This is a genomic window from Mucilaginibacter sp. P2_A5 (assembly GCF_056404995.1).
In genome coordinates, this window is record NZ_JBFUCY010000001.1 from 121,092 (window position 1) to 134,294 (window position 13,203).

Sequence of the window (13,203 nt, forward strand, 5' to 3'; positions counted from 1 at the left end):
GTAAGAGATACAAGATGAACAGACAAAGTTTTAAATATATATTACCTTTTACGCTGCTATTTAGCGTAATGCTATCGTGTAAAGTAACCAAAACGTATAACCGGCCCGATATAAGCACGACCGGGCTTTACCGCGATGGGCAAACTGCCGACTCAACTACGATAGCTGCCTTGCCGTGGCAAAAGCTTTTTGCCGATGCCATACTCACATCGCTGATACAGGAAGGGTTGAACAACAATCTCGATCTTAAAACCGCAGTTCAGCGGATATTGGAAGCGCAGGCAACATTGCAGCAAAGCAAGGCTGCGTTTTATCCATCGTTAAGTGGCAATGCCAGTGTAACCCGGTCAAAACAATCATCAGCGGGCTTAAATTATCCCGCCGGTACAATTGTTAATACTTTAACCACCACTTACCAGGCCGGTTTAACAACCTCATGGGAGGCCGATGTTTGGGGTAAGCTAAGCGGTACAAAGCGTGCCGCGCTGGCTGGTTTTTTGCAAACCGATGCCGCCAAGCGGGCCGTGCAAACCCAGTTGATAGCCGATATAGCCAACAACTATTTTACCCTGCTGGCATTGGACAGGCAGTTGGAAATTACACTGGAGACCCTCAAAAACCGCATTAAAGATGTGGAAACCATGAAGGAGCTTAAGGCCGGTGCAGTGGTAACCGGCGCCGCCGTGGTACAAAGCGAAGCCAACCGCTATGCCGCCGAGGTTTCCATCCCCGATTTAAAACGAAGTATCCGCGAAACCGAAAATGCTTTGGATATCCTGTTATCAAGGCCGCCGGGCCCGGTTAACCGCGGCAGCTTGGTCACCCAGAACATGGCCACCGAATTACAGGCGGGTATCCCTACACAATTGCTTACTAACCGCCCGGATGTACAGCAAAGCGAGTATGCTTTCCGCGCCGCGTTTGAGAATACCAACGTGGCTAAAACGTACTTTTATCCATCGTTTACCATCACGGCCTCAGGAGGTTTATCTACATTACAGCTGAAAGACTTTTTTGTCAATTCCATATTTTACAATATTGCCGCAGGCCTAACCCAGCCCATTTTTAACCAGGGTTTGAATAAGGCCCGTTTACGCACTGCGCAGGCCCAACAGCAGGAAGCCCTTAACAGCTTCCAGAAAACATTGCTGGTAGCGGGGCAAGAGGTATCTAACGCTTTATATGCGCACCAAACCGCACTTGAAAAACAGGATGCCCGTGGTAAGCAGATCATCGCTTTGCAAAAATCCGTTGAGTTTACGCAGGAACTGTTGCGGTACAGCTCGGCTACCAATTACACCGATGTATTGACATCCGAGCAAAACCTGTTGGCGGCACAACTAAGTGGCGTTAACGACAGGCTGCAGGAGTTGCAGGCGGTAGTAAATTTATACCGTGCGTTGGGTGGCGGCTGGCGGTAGCAGCAGCGTTGACTTTAGAGCCTCACAACAACTATGTCATTACGAGCGATTGCTTCGTGTCTTATTATGAAGTATTTGCAAATAGTTTATTTTCAACGATATATATCAGTGATTTATGTCATTGCGAGGAACGAAGCAATCGCGAACTTTGTATGGTGGACCTGGATAGTTCGCGATTGCCACGCTATCGCTCGCAATGACATGGTAGTTTTGAGCAGCTAAAGCCAACACGTCATCTCCATCTTTTTAGGTTTTATCTGATGGGTAATGACATAGTTTTATACATTCTGCATATCCCCCCTAAAACAAAAAAGCTTCTTAAAAAAGAAGCTCCTTTTCATAGATAGGTGATATATGATGATCAGGCAATGAAGCCTGTAAATTGCGGGTTGTTAGCTTGTTTAGCGCCCAGCAATTGTTTGTGAATAGCCTTAAGGGTTATTACTTCCCTGGTAAACAGATCAACAATTGAATTTTTGATGTGTTTAACTGTTTTTTCGGTATTGATGTGTACTATTTGCATGACTCAGTTAATACTAATTTCGTGCCAAAACCCGTATAATTTTCTTTAGGGTTTAAAATTTATCCTGCGGCCTTCGGTATGCGTGTTAAACTCGGGTGCATACATGTTTTGCAGGCTGGTAACACCTGTTGCATAATTACCGGGCTGCACCACACGCAGTGTATATTCAAATACATAGTTTCCTTTTTTTAGTGCACTGATAAAAAAGTTGGTGGCCACATCCTTACTTACCTGGTAATAGTACAAGCCGTCCTGGTATTTATAGGCCGATAGGGTTTCCATCGGCTCTGTACCTGCAGGGCGCATGTCTTTAAGTTGCACATAGTCAAAATCACGGTCGGCTTTAAGGTAAACCACCACTTTTAGTACATCACCTGTTTTAGGCTGGTGAGCGGAATCAACCGCAATCAGTATTGGCCCGGCATCAGTTTGTTTCTGGATAAAATACTTGCGCTCCAATTGAACGTTGGTGTTTGATGGGGTAATTTTATCCAGCTTTTCGGTATACTGCCAGTACATAGCCCCCCAGTTAATGGTTTTACTGCTGTTACTTACCTGCACATGGCCAAGTGTCGGTTTTACCTGCTCATCAATCCATGTGGTTTTTATATAGCCGGTACCGGCTTCGGCTTTAATGCCGGGTTTTAACCCGGTCAGCGGTTTGCTGTTTAAGCTGATATTGATGTTTGCGGTATCAGCAAGTATATTTTCACCCTTTATTAAAAGCGCGTAGCAGGCTGCTGCCGTAGCTTTGGTAGTGCGCCAGTTGTTGGTTTGCTTGTTGCGCAACAACCAAATCTTCATTTCCTCTACTGCTTTTGTATTATTGCCTGCCTCGGTAAACAGCTCGATCATCAGCGATTGCGTTTCAACCGGCGATTGGTACCAATAATACCCTGCTTTGTTATTAGCCCAATACATGCCCAAGTCATCCGATTGTTGGGCAGTTTCCAGTAATGATTTTATGATCTCTGCCGCCGTTTCCTTTTTATCAAAACGATATAGCGTAAGTGCTATCATGGCCTTTTCAAATTCCGGTTGTCGTACCCATTGCCTGCCTGCCCGGGCCAGGTAATTGGCCCTGATGGTAGCCATTGCTGCATCGGGGGCGCGCTTTTTAAAATAGCTTTGCGCGTACCACGCATGAATTTCTATATTATCCAAATCCCTTGCCATATAGTTTTTGATATGCTTTTTGGCGTTTGCCTCATCAGCCTTAAGTTCATTATCTACATAATTTAACGTGTTGGGGATTATCTGAGGCAGCGTGGTATTGTCTTTATCTACCATATTCAGTTTCATAAGCTGGCCTATGCCTGCCAATATATGCTGGGTAATATACCTGTCCGAAAAGTCGCCGCCAAACCAGGGGAAGCCGCCATTTGCCAATTGCTTTTGTTTTAGTTTGTTTAGGTTAGCATTAAGCTCATAGCTCATTTTATTGAGGTCGAAGAGAAGCGCGATTCGTTTTTTCTGTTCGGTTTCGTCAACGGCATCCTGCAGCCATGGAGTTTCTTCCAGCAATACCGATTTCAGTTCCGGGTTTTTTTCGAGGTTGGATAGCAGGGCTTTTGAATCTGCCGTTTTCCACTGCTCAAATGCCCTTTTTATCAGCGGGTAATGGTTTACGATATTCACCGCGAAGCTATTGGCATAATACCGGCTAAAAATTTGTTCCGAACATTCGTAAGGGAATTCCATCAGGTAGGGTAGTGCCTGCACTGCCGTCCAGGCCGGGTTTTGGGTATATTCCAGTGTCAGCGTTTTATTGGTTAGGGTGCTGCTGGTTTGATTAACCAGTTTATCAAACGTAAAGTTTTTGGTTTGACCGGGCCGAACCATCATAGGCATGGTTTCGGTAACCAGCATGCTGTTGGGGAGCACAGGTAAGGTGTTTTCTTCACCATCGGTATAATTGCCGGCCGAGGCTGTTAACCGATAGGTGAGGGCCTCCAAACCGGCCGGGATAACGAGCTTAAAAGATACGGCCCCGGTTGATGTGCTATCCAGCTCGAAAGGCTGTTCTGCATATTTTGATTTGCCAAAAAGCGCGACAGGCTGCAAGGTAACCGCATTGGTAAATTCCAGTTTAGCTTGCCCTTTCAGGCGTTGGTTTGATAAATTCACAACCCTTGCCGAAACCACCAGTGTATCGCCCTCCCGCAAAAAGCGCGGCATATTGGCGCTAATCATCATTTTTTTCTGGGTGATTACTTCCTGTTCAATGTAGCCACTTTGCAAATCCTTATTATGCGCGAAGCCACGGAATTTCCAGCGGGTTAATGATTCGGGGACAGTAAAATCAATCAGCACCTGTCCTTTATTGTCGGTATGCAATTGGGGGTAAAAGAAGGCAGTTTCATTGAAATTTTTGCGGGTTACTATAGGTGCTGCCCCAATTTCTCTTGCTGTGCGGATAAGAAGGTCCTTATCAAATTTTTGGCCGGGCTTGGTTTTTATTTCTCTTAAAACTACTGTATCATCGTATAATTCATCATACATCATAGGAACATGACTACGCTGGGTTTTGAATTTAGGCGCCGCAGCGAAATTTGAAGTGCCTTCTTCCACCTCCTGTTTTATATCAGCATTTCCAACCGACTCATCTATCCTGACATCCTCGTTAGGGTCGCCTTCCTGGCTTTTAACACCCGGATCGGCCAATGCTAATTCCCTGCGCATATCCATGGGGATTTTCATGAATACTATCATTTTTACGCCCTTAACCGGCCGTATTTTCCTGCTGATATAACCCTTACCGCTGAATGTTAAAACCGAACCGGCAGGTACTTTGATCCTGAAATACCCGTACGAGTTGATGGTTGTGCTTATAGTTGAATTATTGATACCGATTCTTATCCCCGAAGCGACTCTGCCCCTCCAGTTAACTTTGCCTATTACATCGTAGCCGCCTTTAATAAGCCTGGCATTGCTCATATACCTGGCTTCTATTTGTTTATTGCTGAGCGCATTCTTTTTATTGGGCGCAATACCTTCGTTATTACCGCTGTAAAAATAATTATCGCCGCCATCGTAGTTAAAACCTAAATTATCAATGGATTCATAAATTCGGCCAGTTTCGTCATAATAGGGCTGGTATGGCTGGTCTCCTGAAGTGTTATCGTTGGCAGACGGAGGGGTGGTTTCCCACTCAAAATAACGGGCCATATATTGGTATTCGCTTAATTCTGTTTGCCAGCTTAATGGCCGGGTAATATCATCCAGCGAGGCATCATATAAACCTGCCAGTAATTCGGATGTTTGTTTGTTGTCGCCTCCGTCTATCTGCAGTTTCCATTGTTCTTTTTCGCCGGGTTGCAGCTTGTCACGCATCGTTAAAAAGCGGATATTTAATGGCTTAACCGTGTCTTTTACCATAATGCGCTGGTAATAATGATATTGCCGGTTGCCGTTTATCAATTCGAATTGCACGGTAAACGCATTTTTGCTGGTGGGCACTACCGGTACGTTTATTTTTTGCGGCGCACCTGCCTGTAGTTGCAATAACTGCGATGATAGCAATTTGGGGCCATCATACGTTTCAAAAAGCACCTTGCAGGCTTTGCCAATTCCTATATAAAAATTAGCCGGTTCATTAGCTGCAACCGAGGTAACCTGGGCTGTTACCCAATCTTCGGGTTTTTGTATATGGGCTTTATTGGCAATGTAATTAATATACTTAATTACTGATGCCGTGTCGCCGTTGTTATTTTTGGCGCTGATAACCAATGCATATACGCCGCCTGTTGATTTAAGGAGTTTGTTTAGGTCGATATTGGTGCCGCTCTTTTGGATGTCGATATCCAGGTTGGCTATTTTTTCCTGGCGTTGCCAGTTTGAATATGCATCTTCGTGGTTATAGGCAAAGTTGGGGAAGTATTTTTCGTAATCGGTTTTGCTCATCAGCCATTGGTCGGGTACATCCCAAAGCCTGTTTTTAAAGAATGCGTCGGGACCTTTCAATTCATACACTTTGATGTTGGCCTTGCCATTTTGCTTTTCATCGTTGCCGTTAAAAATGGTTAAAGCGGCGTTGGCATGTTGGCTGTCAATAGCTTTTTCGGGTACATCCGCCTCCAACCGGATCGGATTATCGCTGATGGTGATCTCACTGGTTGCAAAATGCGTTTCGCTATTGGCATCGGTGACGTTGGCTTGTATGCTAAACCGGCAGGTTTGGCCCTTATTTTCGTTATCCGGCCCGTTGGCCAAAAATCTGAACTTGAAGTTACCTTGTTCGTCGGTTTTAATAGTATCAACAGCAATTATTGCCTGCTGATTATCATTGTTATAGTCAGATCTTTTACTACCATAGGCGGCGTTAAAGTATGGCCGCATCTGCGGCTCTCTTGTTACATTATAAGCTACCCTGGCACCAGATAGTCCGTATCCCGAAAATGCATTTACCTTACCCTTAACAGTAATGCTGTCGCCAAGTTTGTAAAACTGTGTAAACGGCTCAAAATCCACTTTAAACGTCGGTCGTTTATATTCTTCAACTTTAACCATCATCCTGCCGTTGGCGGTGAATAGGGTTAGCCAGCCATTCAGCACATTTTGAGGAATGATAAAAGAGGAAGCTGCGGTCCCAAACTGGTTGGTTTGTAATTGAGCGATGCCCAATTGCTTATTATTCTGGTCACTTAATTTGATGTCCAGATCGGCTTTGGGCATAATGCTGCTTTTGCCGTTTACACTTTGCAGCTCCATGGCTTTAAAGTAAATGGTTTGGCCGGGGCGATAAATTTGCCTGTCGGTAAAAAATACGGTTCTGATAACGGGTGCATTATTTAAGATGGGCTGTGGCCAATGCGATTCAAATTTATCATCAGTAGTTAAACGGTCGCCTCTATAGCTTATATTTACTGTATAATAATGTGAACCCTGTGAATCAAAAAGAAACACGCCGTTTGCATCGGTTACCCCTTTAAATATAACCGGCCTTTTTTTAGCTTTACTTTCGTCTTCCTTACTGTTTGTAATCGTTACGGTTGCACCAGCCAGCATATTGCCGGTTTCGCGGTTTGTTACCCGTATTTCGCGCTTTCCGTCAGACCTGCTGCGCATGAGGTAAGTTATTGCGCTTACTTTAAATGTGCCCAGCTGTATCAGGCTATCCTTTACGCCTTGTAAACCGGCCATTACTAAATATCTGCCAGGTTGCAGGGCATCAATTTTAAACTCGGTAGTATGCTCCTTTAAATCGGTGGTTGCTGGCAGGTTTAGCTGCTGATCTTGTAATACCTTTAACGTTTTAATAAAAGCCAGCGTTTTTTCGCCTAGTTGAATTGAGCCAAAGTGGTTATCCAGTTTTCCGATATAGGTTAGCTGTGCATCTGTCACCTTATAAATACGATAGCGCGCCTTGTTAATATTGCGGTATTTTAAACCTGCCAGGATAGGTATACCCGGCGAGTTCACATCCTCAAAATTAACTTGCAGTTCTCTTTGTGTGATTTCATTTATCTTATTGCCTGCGCGTTGTGCGCCGGGGCTTTTGGGGTAACCGGCCATTGCCTTTTGAAGGTAAACCAGGGTGGTAGTTAAGCTATCTGCATCGGCGTAATAGTTACCAATGGCATCCAGCGCGTCGGCACAAATAACGCCGCCCGATGTATCAGCAGCAACGGTTTTAAGCGCGGCAATGTACAAGCTGTTTTTATTGCTCAGAGTGGCCTTGTCGTATAAGAAAGTAAGCCTTTTCATATCGAGGTCGGCCAGGGCCTTCCTGTCATTTTTTTGCAGATGGAAAGCTGTGCCCTGTTGTAGCAGGCGGATGCCATGATAGATGGTAGATGCAGTATCGGTAGTTTTTATAACCACGCCGGCAAAGGTTTTACTATCATCAAAAAAGCGTGGATCGTTTATAGAAAACGGCATTTTTGGTTTGGTGAGCGCTGGTTCGTCTGCCAGGAAAAAGTCAAATGCGCGGTGCAAAAGCAGGTCGTATAGCGTGGGCCTTAAGAAGCGGGTGTTTTTATCGCCTTGCAAAATGCCGTCTAAAATATCAAGCGGCGTGTTTTGTTCCCTGTCGACATCGTGTAACGATAATTGGTAAAGACTCGTGGTTTCATCAATAATAGTTGCCAGGTCCCATTTCCTGAAATCGATGTCTGGAACTTCCAATTTGCTCCGGCCGGCAAATGTGTACCGGTTTTGCTGGTAGTAATTCCAATACATATCGGCCAAAAACGATTGCAAAACCGGCTTAACCGGGTAGGATGACCGGCCGATATCTGCCTTCAAAGCGGTAATAACACTCACAAGTGCATCTTCCTTTAAATAAGTTAGGAATTTGGCATGATAAATAACCGCGCGCACCATTTGCGGTATGTTATTTTCTTTGCGTGCCAGGGCATCAAGCTTATCAACCTCTGTCAATGCCGATTTTGGCAAACCAACATCGGTTAATGAATCAATAGTGAATATGATGTTGTGATAACTGGTTTGTGCCGATGATGACCTGGCTATAAATAAAAAACAGGCAATAAAAAGGAATTTCAGGGTTTTGCAGGTATGTGATGGCATAAGGAATCAGGATATGATAGGATAACGGCAATATTAACAAAATATGATTGTTAAAAATTGTTAATTGTTTGGGATTGGATGTTGTCAGGTAACAACTCTACAAATTGGACAGTCGTTTTTTAATAGCTGCTTTTTGCCGTCCACGCAAGGTTGCACTAATTGCTGGCTATTTTTTATCCCAAAGCCTGTTGGTAACCACCTGGCCAATCACCTGCTCCCGGTAATTGCGGCTGATAGGGATTTTGCTGGTTTGGATAAATATCTCATTGCCTTCAATCCCATCAATTTTGTTGATGGCCACGATGTATGATTTGTGCACCCTGATAAAAGCCTTGCCGGCCAGGTTTTCCTCCAGGTTTTTAAGGGATAGCATGGTTACATATTTGCCTTTCATCGTAAATATGTTCACGTAGTTTTGCATGCCCTCTACAAAAAGGATCTCATCCAGCGGTACTTTTTCATATTTGCTACCGCATTTAATAAAAAAGTAATCGTCCGGCCTTTCGGTTTTAATGACATCGGCTGATGCAGGTTTCGTTAGCAGCCGGTGATAATCCCGGGCTTTGCTGGCCGCCTTAAAAAAACGCTCGAAGGTGATGGGTTTAAGCAGGTAATCCAGCACATCCAGCTGGAAGCTTTCCAGTGCATAGGTAGGGTAGGCGGTAGTAATAATTACCATGGGCGGTTTTTGCATAATCTTCAAAAACTCTATCCCATTCATTTTGGGCATCTGGATATCCAGGAAAATCAGGTCGGCAGGTTGCCGGTCAAGCAGTTTCATAAGCTCAAGCGGGTTCTCGCAAGTGCCCGCCAGTTGTAAAAAATCCACCTCGCGAACGTAGTTTCCAAGCCCTTCGCGGGCCAATGGCTCATCGTCAACAATTATACAATTGATATTCATATTAAGCCATTTGCATTGTTGGTGATATTTGGAGCACAGCAAGTGTTAGCTGTAGTTTTACCGTAAAAGTATCGGGTTGGCTGTCAATATCCAATTCATAAATGCCGGGGTACATCAAATCGAGCCTTCGTTTAACGTTGGCCAACCCTATACCGCCATATTTTACCGCTTGGTTAGCCTCGCCAGGGGCTGTACTGTTGCTTACAAACAAGCTAAGCCGCTGCCCTTCCAGTTCAAGTTTTATGCTGATCCAATTGCTGCCATTTACATGGGCCGATACGTGCTTGAATGCGTTTTCTACAAAAGTCATTAAAATAAAAGGGGCAATACCCAGGCGGCCGGAAAGCGGGGATGTTAGCCGGATATCGGCTTCAACTTCGGTATCATGTCTCAGCTTTTCCAGTTCTATAAAATTTTCAAGATAGGCTATTTCTTTTTGAAGGGGGATTTGCTGATCGTTGCATTCATAAAGCTGGTGCCGCAACAATTCAGAGAATTTGGCCAGCGAAGCGGATGCCATATCAGGGTTTTTGTGGATCAGAAAAAATATGGAATTGATACTGTTAAACAAAAAGTGGGGGTTAAACTGATATTTTAAAAATTTAAGCTCGGTTTCCAGCTTCTCTTTTTCCAGCATTTGTTGCCTTTTTTGCGTTTGTGCCCAGGTTTTAGTAAGCTTAATACTCATGGCAAGGGTGCTGCTGGCCACTATTGATGGCAGCGGATTGGCCAGGAAAAGGGTGAAAAAGTTATGCGGCCCGCTACCATACAAATCATCCATTGTTTTGCCCGATAGGATGGCGCTTAAAAAATAACCCGGAACAATCAGCATGGCAGCGATGATGATGGTTAATAACTCGTAAGTTATGTATTGCGCAAATTTGCCCTTTTCCATATAACGTGGCATCAAAAAATACAGATTAAAATACGCCGCCAAAGCCTGGAATATCAGGTAAAAACTAAACTTTACCGTGTAGGGAGAGAAAAAGATGCTGCGCGCAACGCCAATAGGATCGCCCTGGGAAAATACCCACCACAGGTAATTGTATAAAAACCAAAAGGGGAGGTGATACAATTTATACCTGATTAGCCAGTTTTGTTTGGATTGAATTTGAGGCATAGCTAAAGATACAGCTAATTGATTTATTTTTTAATGGCCGCAATCTCAACGGCCTTAATTAATTGACCAAATGCACCTGTTGGTGTATAACCGGTAAATTGTAATAAATACGGACTGTTTTAATAAACTTTGGCACTTTTAATGTATTTCATCAACCGGGGCAGTACGCTTGTCAATCGGATTTCTGTGCGGTAGTTGGTTTGTATTCTTTTGGTCATACAACCTTTTGTAATTGACCTATGAAATACTTAATCATCAGCTTACTAACGTTTCTTTGCCAGGCATCGTTTGCCCAGGTATCAGGAAAATTTGTGGATGCCACCGGGCAACCTGTTTCATTTGCAACGGTAATATTATTTGATAGTACCGATAACGCGCTGATAAAATCGGCGCTTACCGATGATAAAGGTGCTTTCAGGTTTGAACCGGTTACCCGGGGCAGGTACATGATTAAAGTAAGCGATATGGCTCACGAAGCCTGGTCGTCGCCCGTATTCGAGCTCACTGGTGCAAGGCCGTCAAAAGACCTTGGCGTTACCGGGTTAAAAGCAGCCTCCAAGCAGTTGGCCGAAGTTATGATCCGGGCCGATAAGCCTTTGGTACAGCAGGAGCCTGGTGGGATGGTAGTAAACGTTCAAAGCAGTATACTAACAAAAGGCAGTTCGGTTTTGCAGGTATTGCAGCGCTCGCCCGGGGTAATTATCAACCCCCAAAATACCAGTATCACGCTGAACGGGAAGGGCGGAGTAATGGTTATGCTGGATGGTAAGATGATGCGGATGTCCATTCCGCAGGTGCTTACTTTGCTAAACGGCATAAGCGCCGATGATATTGAAAAAATAGAATTGTTAAATACCCCGCCGGCCAAGTACGATGCTGACGGCAATGCCGGGCTTATTAACATCGTCACCAAAAAAAATAAACAGCAGGGTACAAACGGATCTGCTACCGTAACGGCGGGATATGGCCGGGGCGAAAAGGGATCAGCAAATATCTCAATCAACCACAATACCGGTAAGGTGGGCCTGCGGGCTTCTTATTCGTATGCTCATGATCGTGGCCATAGTGAGTTGTTTGCAGGTGGAACGGAAATTGTACCAGCCATAGGTGGGCAAACCGAGTTTATGTATACAGGGCTTGCCAAACCAATAGCCAAATACCAGGATGCTGAAATTGGTGCCGATATCCGGCCCAATCAAAAGACAACCGTTGGCGCCAGTATCTATTTTGCGGCCGGGAGTAACCACAACAATAATTACAACCATGGCCATTATGCCCTTAAGCCCGATTCTGTTTTGCTGTTCAATTCCTACCTCGATGGCATTAATCGCACTTACAATACCATTGGCTCCATTTACCTGGAACGGGAACTAAGTAAAGGCGAAAAAATCAATTTTGATGCGGATTATATTTATTACAAAAACAACGGGCAAACAAATGTTGAAAGCACCTTTGTTGATAATTATGGTAACCTGGCCGGAGCCGGCGACAGCCTGTATGCCCCCCGCCAGCGCGACCTGGCCAGTACCGCTATAAAAGTATCGGTACTTAAAGCGGATTATTCAAAACAAATAACCTCCAGACTAAAATTAGAAGCGGGTGCAAAAGGCACTTTCACCCGCAGCAACAGCACATCAGGAATTGAAAACATGCAAAACGGCCAATGGGTACTAAGCAGTGTAGGGGTATCCAATAACCTGGTTACAAAGGAGGTGATTGGCGCCGGGTATGCAACTTTAAATGCAAAATTGGATACCGCGACCAGCCTGGTTATAGGTGCACGCTACGAGTATTCGCACAACAGTACGGATAACGCCAGCAACGCGCAATATAACATCGACAGGAAATTGAAGAAACTGTTCCCGAGTGTGTTTCTGACTCGGAAACTTAATGACCATTCCCAGTTGCAGTTATCCTATACCAAACGCGTAAGCCGCCCATCGTACAGCGACCTGGCTTCCTACGTAACCTATAATGACCCGGTATCTGTTTTTACAGGCAACCCTGCGTTAAAACCTACCATTACCGATAATATTAAACTGGCTTATAATTACCACGATTACCTGTTTTCGATTTTATTCAGCCGCGATAAAGATGTGATATTACAAACACAGATTTCTACCGGGCCATCTAAAGGGCTGGTTTACCTTGCCCCGCAAAACGCACCTTATCAAAATAACATCACCCTGCAAACAAGCATCCCGGTAAAAATAACAAGCTGGTGGGAGGGGCGTTATGGCTTTGTTGGCGGCTGGCGGCAATACAAAGTGGACTATACGCCGCAAACTTTTATCAAATCATACTTTGCCGGATCGGTTGATTTTAGCGAAACATTTAAACTTCCCAAGAGCATCTCGGTGGAGGTTTCCGGTTATGCCTATTCAGCGGCGTATTATGCTACCTCAAGAAGCAACGGAAACAGGATGCTGAACCTGGGGATAAAAAAGGAGTTGGATAATAATAAAGGCAGTTTCCAGCTATCATTTACCGATTTGTTGTCGTCGGCAAGCTATTACGCTTATATCGGCCACCTTACCCGCGACGCTTTTAATTCGCAGGTATGGGTACGGTACAATGGCGAATCAAGAAGTTTTCCGATCATCAAGCTTACCTATTATCGCTCATTTGGCTCAAAAAACAAAACTCAACGGAAAGATGACAATGCATCAAAGGATGAAAGAAGACGGTTATAGATATAAACGATTGTGTC

Annotated in this window: 6 protein-coding genes; 2 read left to right on the forward strand and 4 right to left on the reverse strand. The window is 44.5% G+C overall.

Annotated features, from left to right (window positions below; genetic code table 11):
- The first annotated feature begins 14 nt into the window (after positions 1 to 14).
- Positions 15 to 1,421, forward strand: coding sequence for an efflux transporter outer membrane subunit (locus AC1DXF_RS00470; protein WP_477444993.1), 1,407 nt, complete (start codon positions 15 to 17; stop codon positions 1,419 to 1,421).
- Between the two features lie 361 nt (positions 1,422 to 1,782).
- Here the strand turns inward: AC1DXF_RS00470 and AC1DXF_RS00475 are convergent, their stop codons facing one another.
- The 4 genes from AC1DXF_RS00475 to AC1DXF_RS00490 form a co-directional block, all read right to left on the reverse strand.
- The gene (locus AC1DXF_RS00475; RefSeq protein ID WP_477444995.1) at positions 1,783 to 1,944 is read right to left on the reverse strand and encodes a hypothetical protein; all 162 of its coding nucleotides are present in this window, start codon (positions 1,942 to 1,944) and stop codon (positions 1,783 to 1,785) included.
- A gap of 45 nt (positions 1,945 to 1,989) precedes the next feature.
- The gene (locus tag AC1DXF_RS00480; RefSeq protein ID WP_477444997.1) at positions 1,990 to 8,472 is read right to left on the reverse strand and encodes an alpha-2-macroglobulin family protein; all 6,483 of its coding nucleotides are present in this window, start codon (positions 8,470 to 8,472) and stop codon (positions 1,990 to 1,992) included.
- Between the two features lie 166 nt (positions 8,473 to 8,638).
- Positions 8,639 to 9,373 carry a LytR/AlgR family response regulator transcription factor gene (locus AC1DXF_RS00485; RefSeq protein WP_477444999.1) on the reverse strand — a complete coding sequence of 245 codons (735 nt, stop codon included), beginning with the start codon at positions 9,371 to 9,373 and terminating at the stop codon, positions 8,639 to 8,641.
- A gap of 1 nt (position 9,374) precedes the next feature.
- Positions 9,375 to 10,493, reverse strand: coding sequence for a sensor histidine kinase (locus AC1DXF_RS00490; RefSeq protein WP_477445001.1), 1,119 nt, complete (start codon positions 10,491 to 10,493; stop codon positions 9,375 to 9,377).
- Between the two features lie 239 nt (positions 10,494 to 10,732).
- Here AC1DXF_RS00490 and AC1DXF_RS00495 point away from each other — a divergent pair, with 239 nt between their 5' ends.
- On the forward strand, positions 10,733 to 13,186 hold the full coding sequence (locus AC1DXF_RS00495) for a TonB-dependent receptor domain-containing protein (protein ID WP_477445003.1): 2,454 nt from the start codon (positions 10,733 to 10,735) through the stop codon (positions 13,184 to 13,186).
- Positions 13,187 to 13,203 lie beyond the last annotated feature (17 nt).

What these genes read in the sequence shown, in the direction of transcription:
- AC1DXF_RS00470 (WP_477444993.1), top strand. Translation starts at nt 15, where the DNA reads ATGAACAGACAAAGTTTTAAATATATATTACCTTTTACGCTGCTATTT.
- AC1DXF_RS00475 (WP_477444995.1), bottom strand. Translation starts at nt 1,944, where the DNA reads ATGCAAATAGTACACATCAATACCGAAAAAACAGTTAAACACATCAAA.
- AC1DXF_RS00480 (WP_477444997.1), bottom strand. Translation starts at nt 8,472, where the DNA reads ATGCCATCACATACCTGCAAAACCCTGAAATTCCTTTTTATTGCCTGT.
- AC1DXF_RS00485 (WP_477444999.1), bottom strand. Translation starts at nt 9,373, where the DNA reads ATGAATATCAATTGTATAATTGTTGACGATGAGCCATTGGCCCGCGAA.
- AC1DXF_RS00490 (WP_477445001.1), bottom strand. Translation starts at nt 10,493, where the DNA reads ATGCCTCAAATTCAATCCAAACAAAACTGGCTAATCAGGTATAAATTG.
- AC1DXF_RS00495 (WP_477445003.1), top strand. Translation starts at nt 10,733, where the DNA reads ATGAAATACTTAATCATCAGCTTACTAACGTTTCTTTGCCAGGCATCG.